This window comes from Mesorhizobium sp. USDA 3734, from assembly GCF_056279665.1.
Map to the genome: position 1 here is coordinate 2,019,660 of NZ_JBWCCW010000001.1, position 26,524 is coordinate 2,046,183.

The window sequence follows — 26,524 nt, forward strand, 5'->3', positions numbered from 1 at the left end:
AGGATCTGATGGCACACAAGGGCTTCGAGCCGGACGTGAAGGTCCGCACGAAGGAATACAGGATCGGCTGCGTCGGCGCCGGCATGATCATGGCCGAATGCCATCTCGCCGCCTACAGGCAAGCCGGGTTCCCGGTGGTGGCAATCGCCTCACGCACCAGGGCCAGTGCCGAGAAGGTGGCGACACGCTGGGGCATCCCGACCGTCCACGATACGCCCGAAAAGCTGATCGAGGATACGAATGTCGAGATCATCGACCTTGCCTTTCCGCCGGACCAGCAGCCGGCGCTGATCCGCCATGCGCTGAAGCAGAAGCACATCAAGGCGATCCTGGCGCAGAAGCCATTGGCATTGTCGGTCGAGGAAGCGGTCAAGCTGCGCGACGAGGCGGCAAAAGCCGGCAAGATCCTCTCGGTCAACCAGAACATGCGCTACGACCAGTCGATGCGCGTGCTGAAGCAGATCATCGACAGCGGCGCGCTGGGCGACATCGTCTTCGCGCAGATCGACATGCACGCCATCCCGCATTGGCAGAGCTTCCTCGAAGACTACGACCGGCTGACGCTCGCCAATATGAGCGTGCACCATCTCGATGTGCTGCGCTTTCTGTTCGGTGATCCCGACGAGATCACCACGCTGACGCGCAAGGATCCGCGCACGAAATTCGACCACTCGGACGGCATCACGGTGTCGACGCTGCGCTTCCCGTCCGGCGTGCTCGCCGTGTCGCTGGAGGATGTCTGGTCCGGCCCGCGCCAGGATGGCTACAAGGACGACCAGCACATCAACTGGCGCGTCGACGGCACCAAGGGTGTCGCCAAGGGCACCATCGGCTGGCCGACGGGCGCTGCCTCGACGCTGACCTACGCCTCGGCCGAGACGACCGGAGGCGAGTGGGTCAGCCCGAGCTGGGACACGATGTGGTTCCCGCATGCCTTTATCGGCGTGATGGAACAGCTCCAGCATGCGGTGAAGACCGGTACGCCGCCGGCGCTGTCGGTCGCCGACAACGTCAAGACCATGGCGCTGGTCGAGGCGGGCTACCGTTCGATCGACGAGGGCCGCACGGTCAAGCTTTCCGAAATCTCGACAAACTGAATCAACTGAATCGCTTACAGGGAGGAATTCACACCATGATGCAGGCAGGTATTTTCACGGGCTATTTCCCGTACGGCCTCGAAGAGACGGCGAAGAAGATCCGCGGGCTCGGTTTCAACACAGTGCAGCTCGACCTCCATTTCAAGGATGTCGACCTGTCGGCCGGACAGATCACCAAGGACAAGGCCAAGAAGGTGCGCGACGTCTTCCGCGACCACAATCTGCCGGTCTGCTGTGTGTCGGGCTACACCAACATCATCCATCCGGACAAGGCCGAGCGCGACAAGCGCGTCGGCTACCTCAAGGAGATCATCCGCAACGCCCGCCATTTCGGCTCACCCTACGTGATCTCGGAAACCGGCACCTACAACACCGAATCCGACTGGGTGCATCACCCCAAGAACAAGACCGAGGAAGGGTTCGAGGAATGCCGCAAGGTGATCGCCGACCTTGCTCAGACGGCCTATGACCACGGCGCGGTCTTCCTGCTCGAAACCTATGTCAACAACGTCGTCGGTTCGGTCGAGGAGACGGTGAAGATGTTCGCCCAGGTCGACCATCCCGGCCTCGGCCTCTTGATGGATCCGACCAATTATTTCGAGACGCACAACATCGACAAGATGGACCAGATCCTGAACCAGGTGTTCGACACGCTTACCGACAAGATCAAGATCGCTCACGCCAAGGACGTCAAGCGTTCGGGCGGCGACAAGTCCGAGAAGCACGCTGATATTGGGGACGAGGACGCGCTGGAGAGCCATACATTCCGTGGCGTCGGTGAGATCGAGCTGCCGGCACCGGGCCTCGGCTCGCTGAACTATGACCTCTATCTCCAGCGGCTGGCGGAAAAGCATCCGAACATCCCGGTGATCATCGAGCATCTCTCGGAAGACGACGTGCCGCGGGCCAAGAAATTCCTCGACGGGAAGTTCCGCGCCAACGGTCTGTGACGGTCACTGCGCGCCGCCGGTTCGCGGCGGCGCGGCCCAAAAGCAAGGGAGGAAAGAATGTTGAAATTCGCATTGAAACTGGCGGCGGCCGCGACAGTGCTCGCCGGTGTTTCGTTGAGTGCGCCGGCGCTGGCGCAGGATAACCAGAAGACCTTCTACCTGCTGTCGCATGGCGGTCCGTCGGATGCGTTCTGGCTCGACTGGAATGCCGGCGCCACCAAGGCCTGCGACCAGCTCAAGGTGACCTGCAAGATTTCGTTCAGCGGCGGCGACATGGCGGCGCAGAAGGAAGCCTTCAACTCAGCGCTTGCGGCCAAGCCCGACGGCATCGCCACCACCTCGGCGCAGCCGGGCTTGTGGACTGAGGAGGTCAAGGCGGCCAAGGCAGCCGGCATCCCGATCGTGTTCTTCAACACCGACGATCCGGCGACCGGACGGCAGGCTTATGTCGGCGCCGATCTCAAGGAGGCGGGCGTCATCTGGGCCAAATACCTTGTCGACCACAAGATGGTGAAGCAGGGCGACAAGGTGTTCCTGCCGGTGGAGGTGCCTGGCGCCAGCTACCAGCAGCTCGAGACCGAGGGCATCGCCAGCGTCTTCGATCCGCTCGGCATCAAATATGATGTGGTCGATTGCGGCACCGACCCGGCCGGAATCATCGCCAAGATGACCGACTATATGGTCGCCAACAATCCGCCGGCGATCATCGCGCTCGGCGATTCCGTGGCGGCCAGCGTCAAGCGGGTGTTCGACGGTGCCGGCGTGCCGGCCGGCAAGATCCCGGTCGTGGGCTGGGGCAATTCCAAGGAGACCGCGGAAGCCGTCAAATCCGGCTTCGTCAACGCGGCCGCCTGGCAGTTCCCGTCTGCGCAAGGCTTCATGCCGGTGGCGCTGCTCGGTTTAGCCGCGTCCGGCGAGCCGATCGGCTACGACATCCACACGTTCAGCCTCTACGACGCCTCGAGCGTCGAACCGATCCTGAAACTCTACAACACGAAGTGAAAACCGGTGCCCGCGTCGCAAGTCGCGGGCGTCTCTTCAAAGCATGGTTCAAGCAGTCATGACGATCGCAGCAGAAGACGAAATGCCTGTCGGGAAACGCAGATCGAGCCTCCTGCGCTCGCCGCAATTCTCTTCGCTGGTCATCCTCATTGTCCTCCTTGCGGTGTTCGCCATCGCCGACGCCAATTTCCTGTCGCCGCTCAACATCTCCAACATGATGGCGTTCCTGCCCGAGCTTGGCATCATCGCGCTCGGCATGACGCTGCTGTTGACGGCGGGTGAGTTCGACCTGTCGGTCGGCGCCGTGTTCGGGCTGGCGCCGGTCGTCGTCATGCTCCTGGTGCAGAACGGCGAGGCAAGCATCGGCGTGGCGCTGCTGGCCGGGCTTCTGCTGTGCGTGGCGATCGGCGCGATCAACGGGTTGATCGTCACCAAGATCGGCATTTCGTCCTTTCTGGTCACACTGTCGATGCTGCTCGTTGTGCGCGGGGCGGCACTCTACATCACACAGGGCTTTCCGCTGAAATCCTGGGACCAGCCTGGCTTCTTCGTGACGCTGCTGGCCGGCAGCTTCAATATCGGCTCGTTCCGGTTCTACACCTCGCTGTGGTGGTTCATCGGCCTGTCACTGCTGGCGATCTATGTCCTGCGCTATGCCAAGCTCGGCAACTGGATCAGCGCCATCGGCTCCAACCGCAACGCGGCGGTGGCACGTGGCGTGCCCGCGGACGCCGTCAAGGTGTGGCTGTTCATCCTCACTTCGGTGCTGGCTGGCCTTGCCGGCATGATCAGCGCCTTCCGCATCTCGGCCGCGTCACCGGTGGCCGGCACCGGCTACGAGCTCGAGGTCATCGCCATGGTGGTGGTCGGCGGTACGGCGCTGACCGGCGGGCGCGGCACGATCCTCGGCACCATCGTCGGTGCGCTGATGCTGCGCGCCATCCGCAACGGCATCGTGCTGATCGGCGTGCCGGGCCTGGCCTACAACATCTTCGTCGGCGTCATCATCCTGGCCATGCTCATCCTGCACGCTCTGCTGCAGAAGAACGCCGCAAGGGGCTGATGATGGAAGTTCTCCGGCTGCAGAATCTACAAAAATCATTCGGCAGCGTGCGTGCGCTGAAGAACGCGTCCTTCGCCCTCAACGAGGGCGAGGTGGTGGCTTTGCTCGGCGACAATGGCGCCGGCAAATCGACGCTGATCAAGGCGATCTCGGGCGTGTTTCCTATCGACCGTGGCGACATCTATGTGCGCGGCGAAAAGGTCTCGATCCGCTCGACCCGCGATGCGATGGATCTCGGCATCGAGACCATCCACCAGGACACGTCGCTGGCGCCGGATCTCAGCATCGCGCGCAATCTGTTTCTCGGCCGCGAGCCGGTCAAGCTGAAATGGCTGGGCGTGTTCGCGCCGCTCGATCTCGCTAAACTGCGCGGTGCGGCATCGGCGTTGTTGAAGCGCGTTGGCATTTCGAAAAAACTCGATGCCGATGCGCTGGTCTCGACGCTGTCGGGCGGCGAGCGACAGTCGATCGCGATTTCGCGCGCCATGCAGTTCGCCGCCAAGGTCATCATCCTCGACGAGCCGACCAACAATCTCGGCGTCGAGGAAACCCATGGCGTGTTGCGCTTCGTCAAGGAGGTGCGTGACGCCGGTCATTCCGTGCTTCTGATCACCCACAACATCCATCACGTGTTCCAGGTCGCCGACCGCATCATCGTCATGCGCCGTGGCGAGATCGTCGCCGAGCAGACGGTTGCCGATACCGATCTTCTAACCGTGGAAAGCATCATCACCGGCGCCGATATGTCGGCCCTGCTGAAAGAGACGAGAGCGAAGTGAAGAAGCTGGCCGTCACATGGTAGAACTTTACGGCAAGACGCTTTCGCGCCGGCAGGTGTCGGAACGCTCGGGCATGCTGTCGCAATTCGCCGGCATACGGCTGATGACGCTCGGCGACGGGGTGGAACGCGGCATCCGCATGCTCGAGTTCCGCACCGGCTCGGGCCTGCGTTTCACCGCGCTGGTCGACCGGGCGCTCGACATCGCCGATTGCGACTTCAAGGGCCAAGCGATCGGTTGGCATTCGCCGAGCGGCTTTCGTCATCCCGGCCTGCACGATTATGAGGGGGAGAGCGGGCTGGCCTGGGCGCGCTCGTTTTCAGGCCTGCTTGTCACCTGCGGCCTCGACCACATATTGGGCCGGGAAGAAGTGCCCGCCGATAGCTACAACTACCCGGGCAAGAAGACCGTGGTTCATTCGCTGCACGGCCGTGTCGGCACCATTCCGGCTCGGCTGACCGGTTATGGCGAGGCCTGGGATGGCGACCGCTGCGTGCTGTGGGCTGAAGGCATCGTTCAGCAATCGGCGGTGTTCGGCGAGGACCTGCATCTGCTGCGGCGTATCGAGGCCGATGTCGGCGGCAACGAGATCCGGCTGTCGGACCGCGTCGTCAATCACGGCTTCAACCGTACGCCGCATATGTATTTCTACCACGTCAATGTCAGCCATCCCTTGCTCGACGAAGGTTCGCGCTACCTGGCGCCGATCCGGGATGTCGTCTGGGCCGGGCATGACGGCGAGCGCTATCAGGCGCAGAAGGTCGGCTACCGTACCGTGCCGGCGCCGCGACTGGGTTTCAGCGAGCAGGTCTGGCAGCACGAAATGGCGGCCAATTCTCTCGGCGAAGTGCCGGTGGCGGTGGTCAACGATCAGCTCGGGCTCGGCTTCGAAGTGGTGACGCGCAAGGACCAGCTGCCTTGCGCCTATCAATGGCAGAATTTCCAAGCGGGGCAGTATGCGTTGGGCATCGAGCCCTCGACGCACCATGTGCTCGGTAATCTCGCGGCGCGTGAACGCGGCGAAATGATCTGGCTGGAGCATGGCGAAAGCCGTTCTTACGACGCGGTGTTCCGGGTGCTTGACGGTGCCGGCGCGATCGCCGCGGCTGAAGAGAGGATCGCTTCGATCGCCAGGCAACCGCAACAGGATTATCCTGCGCCGTCGGGAAATTTCCTGAGATTGGCGGACAGGGCATGATGCGAAACGAATGCCCCGGCTGGCGGGCCGGAAATCGGAGGTCGGTGTGATGGAGAAAAAGCGCGACTACAGCTTGGTCGGCGAAAGCACACGCATCGCGATCGAGACCGGGCTGGCCTCGGCCGAATGGTATCACACCGATGTGCCGCGCAAGGCGATGAAGGAGCTGATGCAACGCTCCGACGGGCCGGCGATCCGCGACACGATCATCTGGATCGTTGCCATACTGGGCTCGGCCGCTGGCATCATCTGGTTCTGGGGCACGTGGTGGGTGGTGCCGTTCCTGCTCGTCTATGGCGTGCTCTACGGCTCGTCCAGCGACTCGCGCTGGCACGAATGCGGCCACGGCACCGCCTTCCGCACCCGCTGGATGAACGATGTCATCTACCAGATCGCCAGCTTCATGCTGATGCGCAATCCGGTGACCTGGCGTTGGAGCCATGCCCGCCACCACACCGACACGATCATCGTCGGCCGAGACGCCGAGATCGCCGTGATGCGTCCGCCGGACCTGCTGCGCGCCGCACTCGCCTTCACCGGCATCCTCGATTTCCGCTATTCACTGCCGACGCTGGTGCGCAATGCGTTTGGCAGCATCTCGCCCGACGAAAAGAGTTTCATCCCCGAGATGGAGCTGCACAAGGTGGTCACCGCCGCGCGCTGGCATGTTGCCATCTATGTCGCGGCGATCGCCCTGGCGCTGTATTTGTGGTCGTTCCTGCCGCTGGTGCTGATCGGCCTGCCGCGCCTCTATGGCAGCTGGCACATGGTGCTGACCGGCCTGCTGCAGCATATCGGGCTGGCCGACAATGTCACAGATCACCGGCTGAACACGCGCACCGTCTACATGAACCCGATTAGCCGCTTCATCTACTGGAACATGAACTACCATGTCGAACATCACATGTTCCCGATGGTGCCCTATCACGCGCTGCCGAGGCTGCACGAACTGATCAAGCACGATCTGCCGGAACCCAATCCGTCGATGTGGCATGCCTACCGCGAGGTCTGGCCGGTGCTTATCAAGCAGCTCCAGTACGAGGATTATTTCCTCAAGCGCGAATTGCCGCCGACGGCGCGGCCGTACCGGGAGGAGTTCCACGCGCTGACCGTCCCGGCGGCGGCGGAATAGAGTTGCGGGAGGGACAGATGGCCGACTGGGTTGAAGCGTGTGGCGTCGATGATGTCGAGGAAGAGGATGTCATCCGCTTCGATCACGGAGGACGCACCTTTGCCATCTATCGCAGCCCGGATGACGAGTATTTCGCCACCGACGGCTACTGCACGCATGAGAAGGCGCATCTGGCCGATGGGCTGGTGATGGACGACATCATCGAATGCCCCAAGCACAATGGCCGCTTCAACTATAAGACTGGTGCCGCCAAGGGCGCGCCGGTATGCGTCAATCTCGCGACCTATCCGGTGAAGGTCGAGGCTGGCAAAGTGATGATCCAGATCGGCTGACCTGCCGTAGCATGTGACAGAGGGGAACCTTTCGATGAGCCGAAAAAGACCGACGGTGGCGGATTTGCGCGCCATGAAGGGCAAGCGCCAGCTGACCATGCTACGCGTGCTGACGATGGACGAAGCCGAGGCCGCCGAGCGGGCAGGGGTCGACATCGTCTCGGTGCCGCCCGAACTGGTGCTCAACCCGCAATACCGCGACGCGGCACCCAGCCTGTTCACCATGCCGGGAGACAATTTCTTCGAGATCGGCACGGCGGACGATTTCGTACGCTGGGCCTTCCGGCTCTACAAGGCCGGTGCCGACGCGGTCTATTGCAGCGCTGGCTACGCCACGATCAAGCGGATGGCGGACGATGCCATACCGGTGATTGGCCATGTCGGCCTCATTCCTTCCCGCGCGACCTGGACCGGCGGCTTCAAGGCTGTCGGCAAGACCGCCGATACCGCCATGGAGGTCTTCGCGGCGGTAAAGCAGCTGGAGGCGGCCGGCGCCATCGGCGCCGAAATCGAGGTCGTGCCGGTCGAGGTGGCCAAGGCGATCTCGGAGCGCACGTCGCTGATCATGCTGTCGATGGGGGCGGGCACCGGCTGTGACGCGCAATATCTGTTCGCCGACGATATCCTCGGCCAGAACCGTGGCCACATGCCCCGCCACTCCAAGGTCTATCGCAATTTCGCTGCCGAATATGATCGTTTGCAGACTGAGCGCATCGCCGCGTTCTCGGAATATGTTGCCGATGTCAACAGCCTGGCCTATCCCGAAGACAAGCATGTGGTGCATATGGACCCGGCTGAACTCAGCCTGTTCATGAAGAGGGTCGACGGGGCGTGAAATCTCAAGGCAATGATGCGACGGTCGAAGCCGCGCCGGTTCATATTCTTACCCTTTCCTGCGAGGACCGGCCGGGGATCGTCGCCGCCGTCACGGCGGAGCTTGCCGCGAACGGAGCCAACATCGCCGAAAGCAGCCAGTTCTGGGACCGGCAGACCAATCGCTTTTTCATGCGGATCGCCTTCATCAGCCCGCCAGGCTCGACCAAGGACAGTCTGGAACGGGCCCTGAAATCAAGCGTCGATCGCTTCGGCATGAAGACCGCGCTGGTCGATCAGGGACGCCGCCCGAAGATCATCGTTATGGTCTCCAAGTTCGATCACGCGCTTCTCCATCTGCTGTACCAGATCAGGGTCGGCTGGCTGAACGCGGAGGTTGCCGCCGTCGTCTCCAATCACGAGGATGCCCGCCGCTTCGCCGAGATGGAGGGCATTGCCTACCACCATTGGCCGACCACCATGGAAAACAAGGCAGAACAGGAACAGAAGCTGCTGGACCTGGTGCAGCGGACGGGGGCCGAACTGGTGATCCTGGCGCGCTACATGCAGGTCTTTTCGAAAGGCTTGTCGGACCGGTTGTTCGGACGAGCGATCAACATCCATCACTCCTTCCTGCCGAGCTTCAAGGGCGCCAAGCCCTACCACCAGGCTTTCGACCGTGGCGTCAAGCTGATCGGTGCGACCGCGCATTACGTCACCTCCGACCTCGACGAGGGTCCGATCATCGATCAGGAGACCGAACGCGTCACTCATGCGATGAGCGCCGAGGATTTCGTCGCTGTCGGACGCGACATCGAAAGCCGGGTGCTGGCGCGCGCCGTCAAGTTGCATCTCGAAGCCCGCGTCATGCTCAACGGCCACAAGACCGTCGTCTTCTGAGAAGCCGCGTCAGGCCGGCCAGCTGCCACCGGCGAGCGCTGCGTACAGCGCCTCTGCGTCGATGCCGAGCGGCCGGTCCTCCTTCAGGGCAGGGACCAGCGCGCGTATTGCCGTGTGAACAGCTGATGTGCGTGGCGCCAACGTGAAACCTTCGCGCAGGTCGACGGCCTGTGCCGCTGCCATCAATTCGAAGGCGATCAGCCGCCGCCATAGCACGATCATCCCGGCGCATTTCGCGACCGTGAGAGGTGTCTGCGTGGCGTGATCCTCGACGCCCTCCGAAACGGGCAGGAAGTCGAGCATGACGGGATTGGCCTTGTGACGGATGGCGGCCAGGATCGCAGTCACTGTCTTTTGCAAGGGCACGAAGCCGGCCGAAGCGCCGCCGATCGGGGACAGATATTTCGGCAGGCGGTTGCGGCCCGAGCCGGTGAGCTGGATGAAGCGGGCGGCACTGGCGGCGGCGCATTGAGCGATCGCCAGGCCGAGCGTCTCGAAGGTGAGCGCCAGCGACGCGGTGTGGAAGTTGCCGGTCGACAGCACCAGTTCGTCGTCGCCCAACACCAGCGGATTGTCGGCGGCGGCGTTGAGCTCGATCTCGACGGCCTGCCTTGCCTGATCAATCGCATCGTTCAGCGCGCCATGGATCGACGGCATGCAGCGGATCGATAGCGGGTCCTGCAAGGTGGTCGGCGCCGGCGCCTCGTCTCGGGCAAGCAGATCGTGCAACGCCTTGGCTGCTTCCTGCTGGCCGGCCGCAGGACGCGCCATATGCAGGCGCGGGTCGAGGATGGTGCGGTTGGCACCAAAGCCTTCCATGGTCAGCGCGCCGGCCTGCTGTTGCTGGGCAAGGGCGGAAAGCGCATCCGTCACCGCAAGTGCCCCGCTGCCGGCGGACACAGCCGAGGCGTTGATCAGCGACAGGCCGTCCTTGGGCGCCAGACCGATGGGGGCGAGACGCGCCATCATCAGCGCCTTGGCCGCCGGCATGCGACGGCCCTGATAGTCTGCTTCGCCTTCGCCGGTGAGCATGCGGGCGAGTGCTGTCATCAGCACCAGATCGCCGGCGCCGATCGAGCCGAGCGAGGGCATGACGGGATGGACGCCGGCATTGAGCGCGTCGACCAAAGCGACGAAGACGGCAGGCGAAAGGCCGGAGCCTCCGGCTGACAGCATCGCTGCACGCGCCACCATGGTTGCCCGCACGGCATCAACCGGCAGCGCTTCGCCGACAGCGCCGCTGCGCCCTTCCAGCAGCTGGCGCTGGAAGGTACTGGCGTCGCCCTCCACAGCGGTACCGAGATTGGCACCGAGGCCGGTGTTGAGGCCGTAGATCTGCTGGCCGGACGCGGCAGCCTGGTCGAGCACTTTTCGTGCCTTCTGCAGCCTGCCGATGACATCGGGTCCGATCTCCACCTTGCGACCATCGCGCGCGACAGCAGCAACATCGCTAACGCCGACGCCGGTTCCGATGAGGACGAGCGCGGTCATGCGAAGCGCAGCCTCTGGCCGATGCCTTGCGCCTGCGCCTTCGCCAGCATCGCCTTTCCCAGTGCGATGTCGGACAGCGACAGGCCGCGGTGCCAGAACAGGATCGTTTCGTCGTCGTTCTCGCGCCCAGCCTTGAGGCTTGCGGCGATCTGGCCGAGCTCGGCATGCAGCGTCTTCTCGCTCAGCCGCCCGGTCTCGACATGGGCGCGCAGCGAGCCGAACTTGCCGCCCTTGCACTGGCCCCAATCGTCGACGACCATTTTCTGCATGATGTCGGTCAGCGACAGTTCGACCGCGCTCATCGTCCCATAGGGCACGACCAGCGCGCCCGGCTTGATCCATTCGGTTTTCAGCAATGGCTGCGGCTCCGGCAGCCGCGAGGCCTCGACGACGATGTCGGCGCCCTCGATGCAGCTCTTCCAGTCGGCCACCGCCGTCACCGTCTTGCCGAGATCGGCGGACAGTTTGGCGGCGAAACCGTCGCGGCTTTCCGGCCGGCGCGAATGGACGCGGATCTCGTCGAAGTCGAAGAGATGGTCGAGCAGGCGCACATTCCAATAGGCGGTGCCGCGCGCGCCGATATGAGCCAGAACCTTGGAATTCTTGCGCGCCAGATGTTTGGCGCCGATGGCGGTGACGGCGCCGGTGCGCATGTCGGTGATGAGGGTGGCGTCGAGGATGGCGCGGGGCGTGCCGGTGCGCGGATCGAACAGATTGAGGATGCCGAATTCGGAAGGCAGCCCGTGCAGGTAGTTGTCGACATAGTCGCCGACGATCTTGACGCCGGCGGTGTCGAGCGGCGCAACGTAGCCACGCAAGACATTGAAATGACCGTGGAAGGACGGGTCCGGCTCGAGATGGACGCGCGGCTCGATCACGGTCTGGCCATTGCCTTGCGCCACCAGGCCAGCCTCGACGGCGGCAATGATTTCAGCATCGGTCATGGCAAGGGCGTCGATGTCGAGGGCATTGAGGTAGTCGATATAGATGGGCTTCATGTTACGCGTGCACTTTCCTCGGCCGCCCCGTTCATCCCATAGCAGGGCGTCGGGCGACACGAAAGTTTCGCGACACGAAAGTTTGTTGCGCTATCTCTGGACGCGGCCGGCCAAATGCTGTTCAAACCGGTTCCGTCATGACTGCCATTCCCGACACCGAAGCCTTACCCGAAACGGCCACCAATGCGCGGCGCGTGGCGCTGATCGTCGCCATTGCCTTCTTCATGCAGTTGCTGGATTCGACGATCATCTCGACCTCGCTGCCGCAGATGGGGGAGTCCTTCGGCGTGTCGGCGGTGGCGATGAGCATCGGCATCACCGTCTACATGCTGACCATGGCGGTGTTCGTGCCGCTGTCGGGCTGGCTTGCCGACCGGTTCGGCGCGCGCAACATCTTCCTGCTGGCGATCGTCCTGTTCACCCTGGCCTCGCTCGCCTGCGGCTTCTCTGAAAATCTGCCCCAGTTCGTCGCCGCACGTGTCGTGCAAGGGCTGGGCAGCGCGCTGATGACGCCGGTCGGGCGCATTCTCGTCCTGCGCAACGCGTCGAAGTCGGAGCTGCTCAACGCCACGGCCCTGATCACCTGGCCTGCGCTGTTCGCGCCCGTGGTCGGGCCGGTGCTTGGCGGCTTCATCACCACCTACCTGTCCTGGCACTGGAATTTCTTCATCAACATTCCGCTTGGCGTGATCGGACTGGCGCTGGTGGCCCGCTTCATTCCGGGCGACCGCGAGGCCGACCCCAAGCCGCTCGACTGGCCGGGTTTTTTCCTGACTTCGGCGGGACTTGCCTTGCTGCTCTACGGCCTCGAGCGCATCGCGCATCCCGAGGACGGCGTGCTGCCGACGGTGCTACTGATCGTAGCCGGCATCGTCATCGGCTGGCTGGCGGTGCGGCATCTCCGGCGCGCGCCGCATCCGCTGCTCGATCTCTCATCGTTCAAGGTGCTGACCTTCGCCATTTCGACGCTTGCCGCCGGCACCATTTTCCGGGTGGCGATCAACGCCACGCCATTCCTGCTGCCGCTGCTGTTCCAGGTTGGCTTCGGCCTTTCGCCTGTCGATGCCGGCTTGATGATCCTGGCCTATTTCCTGGGCAATCTCGGCATGAAGACGGTGACGACGCCGACGCTGCGGCGCTTCGGTTTCCGCTCGGTGATGGTCGTCAACGGCATCATCGCCTCGGCGGCGATCATGGCCTGCGCCGCGATCTCGCCGCAGACGCCGCAAGCGCTGGTGGTGGCGCTGATGCTGATCGCCGGCCTGTCGCGCTCGATGCAGTTCACCGCGCTCAACACGCTGGCCTTCGCCGATATCGACGCGGCGCAACGCAGCTCGGCGGCAACGCTGTCCTCGATGCTTCAGCAAGTGGCGATGCTGTTCGGCGTCGCGGTGGCGGCGGCGATCCTCAATTTGTCGCAGATCGCCAGGGATCGACCCGCTCTAGACCTCGTCGATTTTCGAATCGCCTTCCTGGCGATCGGCGCCATCGGGCTGGTGGCGGCGTTGCGTTTTCTCGCGCTGCCACCGGGTGCGGGCGCCGAGGTTTCCGGCCATGCGCCGGGGAATTGAGATCGAATTTTTCCACCTGATGCGGAGATAAATTCCGTCTTGTCCTTTCGCCTTGGTGCAGCGCTTTCGCGAGTGGTCGAAATGGCGCAACCAATTGCCAAAAGCGCAGAGTTTTCCGCGCATTGCGCCAGCTTAGGCAATCGATGCGTCCACTCGCTGAATCTCGCTGCCGGCCCGGGTTCTGAACGCGGATTCATTTGACGAACCGGCGCTGAGCCGATTAGCTTTCTTCCCAGGGATGGCAGCGCTGCCATCGGGGCAAACGCAGACATGAACACGATCGGCTGGCCGAATTTCAGGAGCCTGAATCAGGAAGGCATTGTCTTTGCCATCGCGGTGGTGCTGTTCGTTGCCGCTGCCCTCGGCCTGCCGGGCTTCATCGATCCCAACAACCTAGTCGCCATTGTCCGCTCCGTATCGGTGCTCGGCATATTGGCGCTTGGCATGGCCGTGGTCATCATCGGCCGCGGCATCGACCTCTCCGCGGTGGCGATCATGGCGATGTCTGTCGCCTGGTATTTGCAACTGCTGAATTCGGGCACGCCGGACGGGCTGGCCTTCGCCTATGTGCTGGCCGGTGTGCTGGCCATCGGCCTGCTCAACGGTTTTCTCGTTGCCTATGCCGATGTGCCGGCGATCTTCGTGACGCTGGCGACAGGCTCCTTCGTCTTCGGCTATGTGCGCTCGCAACTGATCACGCAGGATGCCGTGCCGGTGCCGCAGGGCCATTGGGTCGAGCTGCTCGGCGGCCTGCGCTTCCTCGATATTCCCATCGAGGTTTTCGTCTTCGCCGGTCTGGCCTTCCTGTTCTTCCTGTTCCTGCGCTACACCAAATGGGGCCGCTACATCTATTTCGCCGGCGACAATCCGGTGGCCGCGCGCAACATCGGCATTCCGGTGAGGCCGATGCTGGTGCTGCGCTACGTCGTCTCCGCTTTCGTCGCGCTGATCGCCGGCCTGCTGACGGCGGCCAGCCTGCATTCGATCAACACCCGCGTCGTCAATTCGACGCTGCTCTATGACATCGTGCTGGTGGCGGTGATCGGCGGCATCGGTCTGTCCGGCGGGCGTGGCGGGGTGCGCAACGTGCTGGTCGGTGCGGCGCTGATCGGCATCCTGCTCAACACCATGACCATCATCGACATTCCGCTGCTCTACCAGAACCTGATCAAGGCGGCGATCCTGCTCGGCGCGATCATCGTCGACGGCATCATCAATCCACGTGACGAACAGACCGCCCAGCAGGGCGATATTTAGGGGTACCCGGTCCGATCCATCCCGATCGGCCGGCAATGAAAATCGAAACGAGAGGATCTGACATGAAATTCATCAGGACATTGATGGCCGCCGCCACGGCACTCGCCCTCACCGCCTTCGTGGCGCCAACGTTCGCCGCCGACGATCCGGGCCCGGCAGCTTACGCGCAGGCGCTCAAAGGCAAGCGCGTCATGCTGGTGCCGCTGGCGATGGGCTTCGACCTGGCGCAGGGCTGGGCGCACTACCTGAAGACCGAAGTCGAGGCCTGGGGCGGCGTGTTCGAAACGCGCGATCCGAACTGGGTCGTCGATGCCGGCGCGCAGGCGATCACGGACGCCATCTCGTCGGACACCAGGCCGGATGTGCTGATCATCCATGCGCCGGACCTCAACTCCTATTCCAAGCTGATGAAGAAGGCGCAGGCCGCCGGCACCTATGTCATCCTGGTCGACAATCCCGCCAACTTCCCGGCCGACGCCTTTATCGGCAGCGACTGGGACCGGCTTGGCCAGCTCGAGGCCGAAGCGGCGATCAAGGGTTGCGGCGAAAACTCGTCGAAGAAGATCGGCCTCGTGCAGGGCGACCAGGCCAACTCTTCCAGCCTCTACCAATATGCCGGCATCATGAAGGTGCTGGACAAGCATCCCGACTTCAAGGTGGTGGCCAAGCCCGACTCCAACTGGGACGCGACGACCTCGCGCAACGTGACGACGACGATGCTGCAGCAGAACCCGGATATCTGCTCGATCATCGATTTCTGGGATGGTGATGCCACCGGCGCATCCGCCGCGATCCGCGACGCCAAGCTCGACGGCAAGGTGTTCCTGGTCACCACCGGCGGCGGCGAGAAGGCGGCCGATTGCGACAAGCTGCAGGACGGCACCTATGGCGCCGTGGTGATGACCGATCTTGCCCGCCAGTCGGGCGACATGAACGCCATCATCAAGTTCCTGCTGCAGAGCGGCCAGCCGGCCGGCACCTCGCACACCTACATCTACACACTGGAGAAGGCGACGACCAAGGCCGACCTCAAGCCCGACAGCTGCTGGGACCTGAAGGCGCTGCAGGCCGAAGCGGCAGCGGCAAAGTAAGCCGCACTCTTTCGACTGAAGTATAAGCGAGGTGGCCGGAAGGATCCGGTCACCTCGTTCCCTCATGGAATAGCAGCCGCCGATGTCCTTTCGCGAACGCCTCCAGTCCTGGCGCTACAATCTCGTGCCCGACCATGTCGTCGGCGAGATACTGACCAAACGCTGGACCGACAACGCCATTCCGTTCCTGGCGCTGGTGGTGACGCTGGCAACCTTCGGCTCGGTCATTCCCGGTTTCTTCAAGCTGACGGCGCTGCAGGAATCGACCCGCCAGCTCGGCGAGTTCTCCATGGTGGTCACCGGCATGACAGTGGTGATGCTGGGCGGCGGCATCGACCTGTCGGTCGGCTCGATCTTCGCGCTTTCCTGCTTCTCCGCCGTCTATGTCTTCTTCATCCTTGAACAGTCGATCTGGCTGGCGCTGGCCGCGTCGCTCGCCACCGGCCTCGTCTTCGGCGCCATCAACGGCTACCTCGTCGGCTACCTAAGGCTACGCGCCTTTCTCACCACGCTGGTCACCTTCATCTTCGGCCGGGCGCTGTTCGACATCCTGGTCACCACCTATGCCGCCGACGTGCAGCTCTCGACCGCGACATCGGATGTGCTCGACTTCATCGGCGACAGCACTTTCTGGGGGCTGTCGGTCTCGGTGTGGCTGGCGATCATCCTCGCCATCGTCACCCATATCGCGCTGACGCGTTCGCGGCCGGGCTGGCATGTGCTGGCGGTCGGCGGTTCCAGGCGCTCGGCGCACAATGCCGGCATCCGCGTGCGCCGCACTGTGTTCATGACCTATGTCTTCTCCGGTTTCTGCGCCTCGATCGGCGGCTTCCTCATCGCTTGCCGGTTGAGTGGGGCAGGGCCGGGCACCGGCCTCAATCTCGAGATCATGGCGCTGACGGCGGCGGTGGTCGGCGGCGTCAGTCTCGGCGGCGGCCGTGGCTCGGTGATCAAGGGGCTGATGGGCGCTATTATCGTGCTGACCATGACCAACGGGCTGATCCGGCTGGGCTATGGCACCGGCACCAACCAGATGGTGCTCGGCATCATGCTGGCGGTGGCGGTGACCATCGACATTCGCTGGCTGAAGAACCGCCACAAGGTGCTGAACGAGGTCTATGTCGCGCCGGTCTATCTCAAGATGGGCGAGACGCAGTCGGCCGAGCCCGGCTCGGGCACACCCTACGAGCTTGATAACAGGCTGTCGGTCGCCGACCATATCGGGCTTGGCGAGCTGGAAGGGCCGGAAGATGTCATTCTCGACCGCGACGACAACCTCTATTGCGGCACGCGCCATGGCGAGATCGTCCGCTTCTTCGCGCCGGACTATGTCAGGTCGGAAGTGTTCGCTCACATTGGCGGCTTTCCGCTGGGCTTGGCCTTCGACAAATCAGGCAATCTGATCAGCTGCGTCGGCGCCATGGGGCTCTATTCCGTTTCACCGGATCGGGAGGTCAAACGCCTGTCGGCTGAGACCTCGCGCTCGTGGACCTCGATCGTCGATGATGCGCGGCTGCGCGACCCCAACGACTGCGACATCGCGCCCGACGGCCGCATCTATTTCACTGACTCGACCAAGCGCTACGATGCGCATGACTGGGCGCTGGACTCGATCGAAAACCGCGCCACCGGCCGGCTGCTGGTCTACGATCCGAAGGACGGGTCGACGAAGACGTTGCTCGACGGCTACCGCTACACCAATGGTGTGTGCATGGCGCATGACGGCAAGTCGCTGTTCTTTGCCGAAAGCTGGGCCTGCCGCGTGCACCGCTACTGGCTGGAGGGGCCGAGGGCGGGCACCGCCGAATGCGTCATCCGCGACATGCCGGGCTATCCCGACAACATCAACCGCGCCTCCGACGGCAATTACTGGATGGCGTGGCTGGGCATGCGCACGCCGAGCTTCGACCTGTCGCTGCGCCATCCCGATATGCGCAAGCGCATGACGCGCCGACTGCCGCAGGACGAATGGCTGTTCCCCAACATCAACACTGGTGGCGTGGTGAAATTCACAGAGAAGGGCGGCATCGTCGAGGCTATGGGCGACCTCACCGGCGGCGCGCACCCGATGGTCACCTCGATGCGCGAGCACAGGGGATATCTGTTCGTCGGCGGCATCCTCAACAACCGCATCGGCCGCTACAAGATTTCAGGCGCCGACCCGAACTGGACCAGCCCCGCTTCCTATTGGGGGGCAAAACCATGATCCTCGATCCGGTGCTGGATATGTTTCGCGGCAAGGCGGTGACCATCCCGCCGCTCGACGGCGCTTTCCGCCCCAACACGCGGCTCGATGATGCGCCGACGTTTGCCGAGCTGACGGAGCCGGACAATCTGCTGGTTACCGGTGACAGGCTGCTGGCCTCCAGCGGCAACGCGGTCCATGCGATCGCAGCCGGCGCAGACCCTGTCGTGGTCGAGATATTTCCCTCTCCCATCACCGCGCTGGCGATCTCGCCATCCGGCGAACTGACGGTCGGGCTGGAGAGCGGCAAGCTGCTGATTGGCGGCAGGGAGGTTTCGCTGCCGGCTGATATCAGTTGCATCACCGCACTTGCCTATGCAGACGATGGTACGCTGTGGCTGGCCAACGGCTCGGCCGGGCATGCGCCGTCGCAATGGGCCGCCGATCTGATGAAGAAGGGCGCCTCCGGTTCGCTCTGGAAACGAGACGCGGCAGGCGGTGATTTCCGCAAGGTTGCCGGCGACATTGCCTTTCCCTATGGGCTGCACTCCGTCGGCAGGGATGTTCTGGTCAGCGAAAGCTGGCGTCACCAGCTCGTCCGCTTCGACGGCGCGACGGGCAGCCGTTCGACGGTTCTTGCGCATCTGCCGGGCTATCCCGCGCGGCTGTCGCCATCGGGCGATGGTGGCGCCTGGCTGACCTTGTTTGCGCCGCGCAACCGGCTGATCGAATTCGTGCTGCAGGAAACGCATTACCGGCAGGATATGCTGAGCCAAGTGCCGCCGGCCTACTGGATCGCGCCGGCGCTGGCCTCCAGCCGCAGCTTCCTCGAGCCTCTGCAATGCGGCGGCATCCGCACCATGGGCATCCACAAGCCGTGGTCGCCGAGCCGCTCCTACGGGCTGGTGGTCAAGCTCGACCAGAAGATGCAGCCGCAATTCAGCCTGCACAGCCGCGCCAACGGCACGCGTCACGGCATCTGCAGTGTCGCCGAGAAGGATGGCCTTCTGTTCATCGCCTCCAGGGGCGGCGACTGCGTGCTGGCCATCGACCTCGCATCGGGAGGTTTCTGATGGAACCGATCATCCGTCTGGAGAACGTCACCAAGAATTATCGTGGCGTACCTGCGGTGAAGAATGTCAGTTTTGAGCTGCGCAAAGGCGAGATCCATGCGCTGCTCGGCGAAAATGGCGCGGGAAAATCGACGCTGACCAAAATCATCGCCGGCGTGGTCGATGCCACCTCAGGCAAGATGTTCCATAACAGTCGGGAGATCGCCTACGCTTCGCCGCATGCCGCACTTGAAGCCGGCATCGCCATGGTGTTCCAGGAGACCAGCCTGGTGCCGTCGATGACGGTCGCGCAGAACCTCTATCTCGGCACCGAAAAGTTCCTCAACCGGCTGCGCGGCACCTACATTTCGGCGCAGCAGTTTCTGCAATCGCTGAATTTTCCGGTCGACCCCAACGCCATGGTGGCAACGCTGGGTGCGGCCAAGCGGCAGATGGTCGAGATTGCGCGCGCCGTCCACCACAATGCCGAGATCATCATCTTCGACGAGCCGACGGCGACGTTGACGCCGGAGGAGAAGCGCCACTTCTTCGCGCTGATCCGCCGGTTGAAGACGAGCGGCGTGTCGATCGTCTTCATCAGCCACGCTCTGGAAGAAGCGCTTGATATTGCCGATCGCATCACCATCCTGCGCGATGGCGAACTGGTCATCACCGACGACACATCCGCCTTCGACCGCGACAGGATCGTCGCCGCCATGGTCGGGCGTACACTGTCGGGGCAGATCTACCGGCAGCGCGACGAAGCCAAGCTGCGCAAGGCGGGCCGAAAGGTGCTGTCGGTGCAGGACATTTCGATGAGCAATGTCGTGCGCAACACGTCCTTCTCGATATTCGAGGGCCAGATCACCGGCGTGTTCGGGCTGATCGGCTCCGGCCGCACCGAGACCTTCAAGATCGTCTCCGGTATCTACAAGCGCGATTTTCTGCGCGGCGGCGCGATTGAACTCGATGACAGACCGGTGCGCTATCTCGTGCCGAGCGAAGCGGTGGCCGACGGCATCGTCTACGTCACCGAGGACCGCAAGAGCGAAGGCATTTTCGAGACGATGGGGATTGCCGAAAACCTGTTCGGCGGGCTGCTGGCGGCGGGCCGCGAAAGGGCCTGGGTGATCAACCAGCAGGAGATGCGCGCGCTGTCGGCCGAATGGACGAAGACGCTGAACATCAAGGCGATCAACGACAATGCGCGTGTGGTCGAACTGTCTGGTGGCAACCAGCAGAAGGTGGTGATCGGCAAGGGACTGGTGCAGAAGCCGCGCATCGTCATCTTCGACGAGCCGACACGCGGCGTCGATGTCGGCGCGATCGCCGAGATCCACCAGATCATCAACCGGCTGGCCGATGAGGGCCTGGCCGTCGTCGTCATCTCGTCCTACCTGCCGGAGATCATGAACCTGTCCGACCGCATCCTGGTCTGCCGCCAAGGCCGCATCGTCGAGGAGTTTTCGCCGGCGGAGGCTACGGAGGAGAAGATCATGTACGCGGCCGTTCACTAGGGTTCGGGCCGATGCGTACGTCGATAATTGGCCGGGACGTCCATCCCTTCGTCATCCACGGGCGAAGCAAGGAGCGTAGCGACGCGGCGCAGACCCGAGGATCCATGCCGGGACTCCGTAGCGCTGCTGCGGTGCGGAATTCTGCTCAGCTGCACTCTTCGGCTAAGGCCACGGAATGGATCCCAGGGTCTCCGCGACGGCGCTTCGCGCCTGCTTCGCCCGGGGATGACGAAGGTTAGGTGCCTCGGCTAATCTTCAACGCTATTGCGCGCCAAAAACTGAGTCAAAGAAACTGGTTAGCCGCCTCTGCTCGAAATTTGATTCAACGAGCCAGTTCATCGATCCAAACGAAAGGAAATTCCATGGCGACCACAAGACTTCTCAGCGATGCCGAGGTCGAGAAAATCCCGGCGGTGAAGGCCGTCTTCGACGACATCCGCGCGACGCGCAAATCCGATTTCGTCAACAATTTCTGGCGCGGGCTGGCCAATGATCCCCCGGCGCTGAAGCGGATCTGGGAACAGTTGAAGGTGGTGATGGTCACTGAGAGCGCCATCGATCCGCTGACCAAGGAGATGATCTACATTGCGGTGTCGACCGCCAATGGCTGCTCCTACTGCGTCCATTCGCACACGGCCGCCGCTCGCGCGAAAGGCATGACCGACGCGCAGCATGGCGAGCTGGTGTCGATCATCGGATTGGCTGGGCAGACCAACCATCTGGTGACGGCGATGCAGATCCCGGTCGATCCGCAGTTCGAGGTGAAGTGAGGAGGCGCACGGTCTTCCCTCTTCCACGGAGGGAGAAGGGAAGAGCGTTCTCACACCGGCCGGTAGACCTTTTCCGCTGTGTTCCAGAAGATATCCGCCTCTGCGGCCGCACCATGCTTGGCCACCGCATCCCGGTGCGCCTTGATCAACTCGGCGTGGCTGATCCAAAGCTTCTCGATCGGGAAGTTCGAGCCGAACATCAGATGGTCGGCGCCCAGGATGTCGATCGCATTGTCGACGATATAGGCGATCAGCGCCGGGTCGTTGCGGTGGACGAAGGTGCCGAGGCCGGACAGCTTGGCATAGAAATTGGGCGCCGCCGACAGCGTGCGCAGGCCTTCCTTCCAGGCTTCGGTGGTTTCCGGTTCCATGCCGGTCAGCATGCCGGCGTGGGTGAGGATGAAGTTTGTCTCCGGGTTTTCACCGACCAACGTCAGGCCGTCCTTCATCTGGGCAGGGAAGAGCTGCAGATCGAAGGAGAGGCCATAATCCTTCAGCCTCGCCACGTTGGCGCGCACCTTCGGGTCGATCACCTGGTCGGCCGAAGCTGCGAAACGGAAGGCCGGCGTCTCGTGCCAATGCAGCTGCATGCGCACGCCGCGCAGCAGCGGATATTTTTTCAAGCGATCGATCTGCGGCCTGATATCGTCCACGGTCATGTCGGTGTAGCCGACGATGGCGTGTGGCCAGCCGGTCTCGTCGGCTGTCTTCTGCAGGAAGGCGACTTCCTTCTCGAAATCCTCCTTGGCCCAGTTGGTCTGGACATAGACGGCCTTCTCGACGCCGGCGCCTTTCTGGTCAGCCAGAAACTCCTCGATCGGGTAGTCGCGTCGGATCGGCTCGTAGGGGCCGAAGATGCGCGGCACCATCGGGCCGACCAGCCAGGGCTGGTCCTTCTGGCGCCAGATGTGGAAATGCGCGTCGATTGTTTTCTGCATCATGAAACCCTCTTCCAGATTGCCGCCGCCGCCGGGGCAGGGCGGGCAAGCGACAGGATGAAATCGGTGAGACCCTTGAGCGACGAGCCGTCGACGAGATCGTCGAGGTCAGGCAGGATGGCGCGAAGTGCCGCCGTTGCCGGCCGGAAGCGCGGGTCGCCGGCCAAAGGGGTTGCCAGCGAAAGCCGGAAGGCGCGGGCGCTCAGCCGGCGCATGGCTGTCTCCAATTCAGCATGGTCACCGCGTTCCAGTGCATCGGAGAGGATGACGACGGCAGCACCGCGGGCGAAGGACGAGAAGCGCGGCACCGAGAGAAAGGCGAGCAGCGTCGGCCCCATGCGGGTGCCGCCGTCCCAGTCGTCGACCTGGGCGGCCGCGCGCGCCAGCGCCTGGTCGCGGTCGCGGATGCGCAGCGCCGTGGTGATGCGGGTCAGCCGCGTGCCGAAGGTGAAGATCTCGGCACGGTCGGCGCCTTGCACAGCGGCATGCGCGAGCTTCAGATAATCCGCGGTGTGCAGCTTCATCGAGCCGGACACGTCGATCAGGAGCAGCAGCTTGCGCGGCACGGTCTGGCGGCGGCGCAGCAGCGGCGAGGGGACGTCGCCATCGGCGCTGACGATTTCCCTGAGCGACCGGCGCAGGTCGAGCTTGCCACGCGAATGCGTGCGCACGGTGCGGAAAGAGCGGCGGGCAGGCAGGGCGGAAGCGAGCTTGCGGCGGAAAGCTGTCAGCCGGTCGTCTTCGCGCCGAAAATCACGCGCGCTCAATTGCTCCAGGGCGGAGGATAGCTCTCCGCCTTCTTCGTTGCGCTTGGCCTCGGTCTGCTCTTCCTCGGCGCCGCCATCATCCTTGATGCGGGTTTCCTCGTCGGCGTCGCCTTCGACCACGGCGGATGTGTTGCCATAAAAATGGCTCTGGAAATGCGCCTCGAATTCGTCGCGGCGGTCGGGGGGCGGCGCCAGCGTCGCGAGGGCCGCCTCGCGGATGTCGGCCATCGAGCGCGGCCCGAGCAGCGTCACCGCCTGCATGAAGCCGGAGACCTGCTCGGGTGCAATGGCAAAGCCGTAGCGGCGCAGCAGCCGACCGAAGCCGAGCAGGGGCGTGGCCGCGCGAGGCAACGCGCTCACGCCAGCGCCTCCTCGACAATCCGGCCAAGCTCCGGTGCGATGTAGGAGAGATCCTCTTCGTCCTTGATCAGCACGCCGATGGCGCGGCGGAAGGCTTCCGGCCACGGACTGCCGCCTTTCTCGAGGATGGTGGCGGCATTGGCCCATTCGACCGCCTCGGCAATGCCTGGCGGCTTGGCGAGCGGGCGGGCGCGAATGGTCTGCACGGCTGCAGCCACGGCGCGCGCCGTTGCCTCGGCCACATCGCCGGCGCGCAGCATGATGATGGCGGCCTCGCGCTCGGCGTCGGGATAGCCGATCCAGTGATAGACGCAGCGCCGGCGCAGCGCTTCGGCGAGTTCGCGGGTGCGGTTCGAGGTCAGGATGACGATCGGCTGTGCCGTGGCGCGGATGGTGCCGCGCTCGGGAATGCTGATCTGGAAATCGGAGAGGAATTCCAGCAGCAGGGCTTCGAATTCATGGTCCGAGCGGTCGATCTCGTCGACCAGCAGCACGCGCTGCTCGGGCGCCCTCAGCACCTGCAGCAGCGGCCGGGCGATCAGGAAACGGTCGTCATAAATGTCGATCTCATGCTCGCCGGCATGGCGGATGGCGAGCAGCTGGCGCTGATAATTCCATTCGTAGAGCGCATGCGCGGCATCGATGCCTTCATAGCATTGCAGCCGCACCAGATCGCGGCCGAGCAGTTGTGCGATCGCCTTCGCCGCTTCCGTCTTGCCGACGCCCGGCGCGCCTTCGAGCAGCAGCGGCTTGCCCAGCCGGATCGCCAGGAAGATGGCGGTCGAAAGGCTTTCATCCGCCAGATAGCGCGAGGCGGCCAGATGCGACGCCACCGCCTCCGGCGAGGTCGCGACAGTCTCGGCGCTTGTCCCGGTCATTCCAGCCCTCAGTTCGCCGCTTGCGCCTTCAGCGCGCGCAGGATGCGCTCCGGCGTGATCGGCAGCGTGTCGATGCGCACGCCGACGGCGTCGAAGACGGCATTGGCGACCGCCGGAATCTGCGGGTTGGCGCACATCTCGCCCGGTCCCTTGGCGCCATAGGGCCCATCAGCCGAGGGCCGTTCCAGCACGATGATCTCCGTTTCGGCGAGGTCGCCGGGGCCGGGCATCAGATACTGGTTGAAGTCGGTGCCGCCATGGTCGCGGTTGGGATAGTAGGGCTCGGTGGTCTCATAGAGTGCGTGGCTGATGCCCATCCACGAGCCGCCGACCAGCTGTTGCTCGACCATTTTAGGGTTCAGCGCGCGGCCGATCTCGAAAATGTTCTTCACCGTCAGCACGGTCACCTCGCCGGTCTCGTCGTCGACCTCGACCTCGGCCACCGTGCAGGCGTGCGCGTAGCAGGTCGACGGCTTCATCGCGCCGGTCTCTTTCTCCGGATAGGAGCGCGGGATGAGGAACATGCCGCGGCCGGAGATCGAGCGGCCGCGCTTGAAATGCGCCGACAGCGCGACATCGAAGATCGAGATCGACTTTTGCGGCGCGCCCTTGACCAGGATGTTGCCCTGGCCGTCGGTCTCGAGGTCGGAGGCATTCACCTCCAGTTCCTCTGCCGCCACTTCCAGCATCACCTGGCGGGCTTCCCTGGCTGCCTGGATGACGGCGTTGCCGGCGCGGTGGGTGCCGCGCGAGGCAAACGTGCCCATGCAATGCGGGCCGGTGTCGGTGTCGGCGGTATCGACGACGACGCGGTCGGTCGGCACGCCGATCGTCTCGGCGCAGATCTGCGCCATGATCTGCTTCATGCCCTGGCCGAGATCGACCGAGGACAGCGTCACCATGAAATTGCCGGTCGGCGTCGAATGCACCAGGGCCTGGGTAGGGTCGCCGCCGAGATTCATGCCGGTGGGATAGTTGATCGCGGCGACGCCGCGTCCACGCCTGATCGCCATCTCAAGCTCCCTTCACGTAGGACGACATCGCCATGAATTTCTCCGCCACCGGCCAGTTGGCGGCGCGCGAGGCTTCCTGCATGCATTCGATCAGCGCCGCCCCCTCGGTCGGCTGGCGGTGCGCCTTCATGTCGCCGTCGCGATAGGCGTTGATGAAGCGGAATTCGAGCGGGTCCATGCCGATCAGCCGCGCCAGCTTGTCCATCTGCACCTCCAGCGCGAAGTCACCGATGGTGACGCCGAAGCCACGCATGGCGGAGGACGGTGTGCGGTTGGTGTAGACGCAATAGGTGTCGATCCAGACATTGGGGATCGTGTAAGGGCCGGGATAGTGCCCCGCACCCTTCTGCGCACCATAGGGCGAGTGGCGCGAATAGGCGCCGGCGTCGGTATAGCCGGTGACTTTTCGCGCGACGATGCGGCCGTCCTTCATGACGCCGTCCTTGATGACGACCTTTTCGGCCGCGCGCGGCGACGATATCTGCATCTCCTCCTCGCGGCTGTAGATAAAACAGACTGGTCGCCCGGTTAATTTTGCGCCGAGGATGGCGATCGGCTCGACAATGACGTCGACCTTGCCGCCAAAGCCGCCGCCGACGGTGCCGCCGACGAAATGCAATTTGCTGCCGGGCATCTGCAGAATGATCGAGGTGTTGTCGAGCGTGAAGAACATCGCCTGCGTGTTGGTGTAGCAGGTGAAGCGGTCGTTACCCTCGGGCGCCACGACGCAACCGGTGGTCTCGGTCGGCGCATGCTCGATCGGCGAGGACTGGTAGCTCTGTTCCAGCACGTGGTCGGCGCCGGCGAAGCCCGCTTCGACATCGCCGAAGCGCACCTTGCGGCACTCGCCGCTGTCATAGAGATAATAGTTCTGGCCGTGATATTCGTTGACCAGCGGCGCGCCGGGCTTCAGCGCCTCCTCCATGTCGAAGACGGCCGGCAGCACCTCGTAATCGATCTTGACCTTGGCGGCAGCCTCTTGCGCGGCGCGCTCGGTCTCGGCCAGCACCGCCACCACGGCCTCGCCCTTCCAGCGCACCTTGCCGTCGGCCAGCACCGTCTCGTCCTCCGGCCCGATCTGGATCAGGATCAGGATGGTGTAGACATTGTGCGGCACGTCCTTGGCGGTCAGAATTTTCACCACGCCCGGATGCTTCTCCGCCTCCGACGTGTCGATCGAGCGGATGCGGGCATGGTGATGCGGGCTGCGCACCATCTTCAGGTGCAGCATGCCGGGAAAGTTCCGGTCGGCGAAAAAGGCGGTCTTGCCGGTGACATGGCCGGGCGAATCCGAGCGCGGGCGGGGCTGGCCGATCTCGTGCAGATCGTCCTTGCGGACATCGGCGAAGTAGTTCTTGCGCAGTTCCATT

At 63.7% G+C, this 26,524-nt stretch carries 24 protein-coding genes; 17 read left to right on the forward strand and 7 right to left on the reverse strand.

What is annotated here, in order from left to right; all coding sequences use genetic code 11:
* Positions 1-8: 8 nt before the first annotated feature.
* Genes ACZ89F_RS09700 through purU form a run of 10 tightly spaced genes read left to right on the forward strand, consistent with a single transcriptional unit; the run spans position 9 to position 9,266 of the window.
* The gene (locus tag ACZ89F_RS09700; RefSeq protein ID WP_476091494.1) at positions 9-1,097 is read left to right on the forward strand and encodes a Gfo/Idh/MocA family protein; all 1,089 of its coding nucleotides are present in this window, start codon (positions 9-11) and stop codon (positions 1,095-1,097) included.
* A gap of 35 nt (positions 1,098-1,132) precedes the next feature.
* Positions 1,133-2,047: a sugar phosphate isomerase/epimerase family protein gene (locus ACZ89F_RS09705; RefSeq protein WP_476091495.1), complete on the forward strand. Its 915-nt coding sequence runs from the start codon at positions 1,133-1,135 to the stop codon at positions 2,045-2,047.
* Positions 2,048-2,104: 57 nt separating this feature from the next.
* On the forward strand, positions 2,105-3,049 hold the full coding sequence (locus tag ACZ89F_RS09710; RefSeq protein WP_476091496.1) for a sugar ABC transporter substrate-binding protein: 945 nt from the start codon (positions 2,105-2,107) through the stop codon (positions 3,047-3,049).
* A gap of 58 nt (positions 3,050-3,107) precedes the next feature.
* The gene (locus tag ACZ89F_RS09715) at positions 3,108-4,112 is read left to right on the forward strand and encodes an ABC transporter permease (protein WP_476091497.1); all 1,005 of its coding nucleotides are present in this window, start codon (positions 3,108-3,110) and stop codon (positions 4,110-4,112) included.
* Positions 4,109-4,891: an ATP-binding cassette domain-containing protein gene (locus tag ACZ89F_RS09720; protein ID WP_476097253.1), complete on the forward strand. Its 783-nt coding sequence runs from the start codon at positions 4,109-4,111 to the stop codon at positions 4,889-4,891. Before ACZ89F_RS09715 ends, ACZ89F_RS09720 begins: the two co-directional genes overlap by 4 nt.
* A 16-nt stretch (positions 4,892-4,907) precedes the next feature.
* Positions 4,908-6,089, forward strand: coding sequence for an aldose 1-epimerase family protein (locus ACZ89F_RS09725; protein WP_476091498.1), 1,182 nt, complete (start codon positions 4,908-4,910; stop codon positions 6,087-6,089).
* Between the two features lie 49 nt (positions 6,090-6,138).
* On the forward strand, positions 6,139-7,221 hold the full coding sequence (locus ACZ89F_RS09730; protein WP_476091499.1) for a fatty acid desaturase family protein: 1,083 nt from the start codon (positions 6,139-6,141) through the stop codon (positions 7,219-7,221).
* A 17-nt stretch (positions 7,222-7,238) separates the two neighbouring features.
* A complete protein-coding gene (locus ACZ89F_RS09735) occupies positions 7,239-7,553 on the forward strand; it encodes a MocE family 2Fe-2S type ferredoxin (RefSeq protein ID WP_109660992.1) in 315 nt (104 codons plus the stop codon).
* Between the two features lie 34 nt (positions 7,554-7,587).
* On the forward strand, positions 7,588-8,388 hold the full coding sequence (locus ACZ89F_RS09740; protein ID WP_476091500.1) for a 3-methyl-2-oxobutanoate hydroxymethyltransferase: 801 nt from the start codon (positions 7,588-7,590) through the stop codon (positions 8,386-8,388).
* Positions 8,385-9,266, forward strand: a complete 882-nt coding sequence (gene purU, locus ACZ89F_RS09745; RefSeq protein WP_476091501.1) for a formyltetrahydrofolate deformylase — start codon at positions 8,385-8,387, stop codon at positions 9,264-9,266. The genes ACZ89F_RS09740 and purU overlap by 4 nt, the downstream gene beginning before the upstream one ends.
* A 9-nt stretch (positions 9,267-9,275) precedes the next feature.
* Here purU and ACZ89F_RS09750 read toward each other — a convergent pair whose 3' ends face one another.
* Together ACZ89F_RS09750 and ACZ89F_RS09755 are read right to left on the reverse strand one after the other, a co-directional pair.
* Entirely contained in the window at positions 9,276-10,757 is a 1,482-nt protein-coding gene (locus ACZ89F_RS09750) for an HAL/PAL/TAL family ammonia-lyase (protein WP_476091502.1), read from the reverse strand.
* On the reverse strand, positions 10,754-11,755 hold the full coding sequence (locus ACZ89F_RS09755; RefSeq protein WP_476091503.1) for an ornithine cyclodeaminase family protein: 1,002 nt from the start codon (positions 11,753-11,755) through the stop codon (positions 10,754-10,756). The genes ACZ89F_RS09750 and ACZ89F_RS09755 overlap by 4 nt, the downstream gene beginning before the upstream one ends.
* Positions 11,756-11,892: 137 nt before the next feature.
* On the opposite strand from ACZ89F_RS09755, the gene ACZ89F_RS09760 reads away from it, so the two are divergent.
* The 7 genes from ACZ89F_RS09760 (at position 11,893) to ACZ89F_RS09790 (ending at position 21,198) form a co-directional block, all read left to right on the forward strand.
* Complete coding sequence (locus ACZ89F_RS09760) at positions 11,893-13,326, forward strand: DHA2 family efflux MFS transporter permease subunit (protein WP_476091504.1); 1,434 nt, start codon at positions 11,893-11,895, stop codon at positions 13,324-13,326.
* Between the two features lie 270 nt (positions 13,327-13,596).
* A complete protein-coding gene (locus ACZ89F_RS09765) occupies positions 13,597-14,583 on the forward strand; it encodes an ABC transporter permease (protein WP_476091505.1) in 987 nt (328 codons plus the stop codon).
* Positions 14,584-14,645: 62 nt separating this feature from the next.
* Positions 14,646-15,674, forward strand: coding sequence for a sugar ABC transporter substrate-binding protein (locus ACZ89F_RS09770; RefSeq protein ID WP_476091506.1), 1,029 nt, complete (start codon positions 14,646-14,648; stop codon positions 15,672-15,674).
* An 82-nt stretch (positions 15,675-15,756) separates the two neighbouring features.
* Complete coding sequence (locus tag ACZ89F_RS09775) at positions 15,757-17,880, forward strand: ABC transporter permease (RefSeq protein ID WP_476091507.1); 2,124 nt, start codon at positions 15,757-15,759, stop codon at positions 17,878-17,880.
* The gene (locus ACZ89F_RS09780; RefSeq protein ID WP_476091508.1) at positions 17,877-18,932 is read left to right on the forward strand and encodes an NHL repeat-containing protein; all 1,056 of its coding nucleotides are present in this window, start codon (positions 17,877-17,879) and stop codon (positions 18,930-18,932) included. Before ACZ89F_RS09775 ends, ACZ89F_RS09780 begins: the two co-directional genes overlap by 4 nt.
* Complete coding sequence (locus ACZ89F_RS09785) at positions 18,932-20,428, forward strand: sugar ABC transporter ATP-binding protein (RefSeq protein WP_476091509.1); 1,497 nt, start codon at positions 18,932-18,934, stop codon at positions 20,426-20,428. Before ACZ89F_RS09780 ends, ACZ89F_RS09785 begins: the two co-directional genes overlap by 1 nt.
* Before the next feature lie 362 nt (positions 20,429-20,790).
* Entirely contained in the window at positions 20,791-21,198 is a 408-nt protein-coding gene (locus ACZ89F_RS09790; protein ID WP_476091510.1) for a carboxymuconolactone decarboxylase family protein, read from the forward strand.
* 50 nt (positions 21,199-21,248) lie between these two features.
* On the opposite strand, the gene ACZ89F_RS09795 is transcribed toward ACZ89F_RS09790, so the two are convergent.
* Genes ACZ89F_RS09795 through ACZ89F_RS09815 form a run of 5 tightly spaced genes read right to left on the reverse strand, consistent with a single transcriptional unit; the run spans position 21,249 to position 26,523 of the window.
* Complete coding sequence (locus ACZ89F_RS09795) at positions 21,249-22,136, reverse strand: amidohydrolase family protein (protein WP_476097254.1); 888 nt, start codon at positions 22,134-22,136, stop codon at positions 21,249-21,251.
* A complete protein-coding gene (locus ACZ89F_RS09800; RefSeq protein WP_476097255.1) occupies positions 22,136-23,254 on the reverse strand; it encodes a vWA domain-containing protein in 1,119 nt (372 codons plus the stop codon). The genes ACZ89F_RS09795 and ACZ89F_RS09800 overlap by 1 nt, the downstream gene beginning before the upstream one ends.
* Before the next feature lie 5 nt (positions 23,255-23,259).
* A complete protein-coding gene (locus ACZ89F_RS09805; RefSeq protein WP_476091511.1) occupies positions 23,260-24,141 on the reverse strand; it encodes an AAA family ATPase in 882 nt (293 codons plus the stop codon).
* A gap of 8 nt (positions 24,142-24,149) precedes the next feature.
* Entirely contained in the window at positions 24,150-25,154 is a 1,005-nt protein-coding gene (locus ACZ89F_RS09810) for a xanthine dehydrogenase family protein molybdopterin-binding subunit (protein ID WP_476091512.1), read from the reverse strand.
* A 1-nt stretch (position 25,155) separates the two neighbouring features.
* The gene (locus ACZ89F_RS09815; protein ID WP_476091513.1) at positions 25,156-26,523 is read right to left on the reverse strand and encodes a xanthine dehydrogenase family protein molybdopterin-binding subunit; all 1,368 of its coding nucleotides are present in this window, start codon (positions 26,521-26,523) and stop codon (positions 25,156-25,158) included.
* Between the last annotated feature and the right edge of the window lies 1 nt (position 26,524).

Excerpts from the sequence above, each read along its gene's own strand:
- ACZ89F_RS09700 (WP_476091494.1), top strand. The coding sequence starts at position 9 with ATGGCACACAAGGGCTTCGAGCCGGACGTGAAGGTCCGCACGAAGGAA.
- ACZ89F_RS09705 (WP_476091495.1), top strand. The coding sequence starts at position 1,133 with ATGATGCAGGCAGGTATTTTCACGGGCTATTTCCCGTACGGCCTCGAA.
- ACZ89F_RS09710 (WP_476091496.1), top strand. The coding sequence starts at position 2,105 with ATGTTGAAATTCGCATTGAAACTGGCGGCGGCCGCGACAGTGCTCGCC.
- ACZ89F_RS09715 (WP_476091497.1), top strand. The coding sequence starts at position 3,108 with ATGACGATCGCAGCAGAAGACGAAATGCCTGTCGGGAAACGCAGATCG.
- ACZ89F_RS09725 (WP_476091498.1), top strand. The coding sequence starts at position 4,908 with ATGGTAGAACTTTACGGCAAGACGCTTTCGCGCCGGCAGGTGTCGGAA.
- ACZ89F_RS09730 (WP_476091499.1), top strand. The coding sequence starts at position 6,139 with ATGGAGAAAAAGCGCGACTACAGCTTGGTCGGCGAAAGCACACGCATC.
- ACZ89F_RS09735 (WP_109660992.1), top strand. The coding sequence starts at position 7,239 with ATGGCCGACTGGGTTGAAGCGTGTGGCGTCGATGATGTCGAGGAAGAG.
- ACZ89F_RS09740 (WP_476091500.1), top strand. The coding sequence starts at position 7,588 with ATGAGCCGAAAAAGACCGACGGTGGCGGATTTGCGCGCCATGAAGGGC.
- ACZ89F_RS09750 (WP_476091502.1), bottom strand. The coding sequence starts at position 10,757 with ATGACCGCGCTCGTCCTCATCGGAACCGGCGTCGGCGTTAGCGATGTT.
- ACZ89F_RS09755 (WP_476091503.1), bottom strand. The coding sequence starts at position 11,755 with ATGAAGCCCATCTATATCGACTACCTCAATGCCCTCGACATCGACGCC.
- ACZ89F_RS09760 (WP_476091504.1), top strand. The coding sequence starts at position 11,893 with ATGACTGCCATTCCCGACACCGAAGCCTTACCCGAAACGGCCACCAAT.
- ACZ89F_RS09765 (WP_476091505.1), top strand. The coding sequence starts at position 13,597 with ATGAACACGATCGGCTGGCCGAATTTCAGGAGCCTGAATCAGGAAGGC.
- ACZ89F_RS09770 (WP_476091506.1), top strand. The coding sequence starts at position 14,646 with ATGAAATTCATCAGGACATTGATGGCCGCCGCCACGGCACTCGCCCTC.
- ACZ89F_RS09775 (WP_476091507.1), top strand. The coding sequence starts at position 15,757 with ATGTCCTTTCGCGAACGCCTCCAGTCCTGGCGCTACAATCTCGTGCCC.
- ACZ89F_RS09780 (WP_476091508.1), top strand. The coding sequence starts at position 17,877 with ATGATCCTCGATCCGGTGCTGGATATGTTTCGCGGCAAGGCGGTGACC.
- ACZ89F_RS09785 (WP_476091509.1), top strand. The coding sequence starts at position 18,932 with ATGGAACCGATCATCCGTCTGGAGAACGTCACCAAGAATTATCGTGGC.
- ACZ89F_RS09790 (WP_476091510.1), top strand. The coding sequence starts at position 20,791 with ATGGCGACCACAAGACTTCTCAGCGATGCCGAGGTCGAGAAAATCCCG.
- ACZ89F_RS09795 (WP_476097254.1), bottom strand. The coding sequence starts at position 22,136 with ATGCAGAAAACAATCGACGCGCATTTCCACATCTGGCGCCAGAAGGAC.
- ACZ89F_RS09805 (WP_476091511.1), bottom strand. The coding sequence starts at position 24,141 with ATGACCGGGACAAGCGCCGAGACTGTCGCGACCTCGCCGGAGGCGGTG.
- ACZ89F_RS09810 (WP_476091512.1), bottom strand. The coding sequence starts at position 25,154 with ATGGCGATCAGGCGTGGACGCGGCGTCGCCGCGATCAACTATCCCACC.
- ACZ89F_RS09815 (WP_476091513.1), bottom strand. The coding sequence starts at position 26,523 with ATGGAACTGCGCAAGAACTACTTCGCCGATGTCCGCAAGGACGATCTG.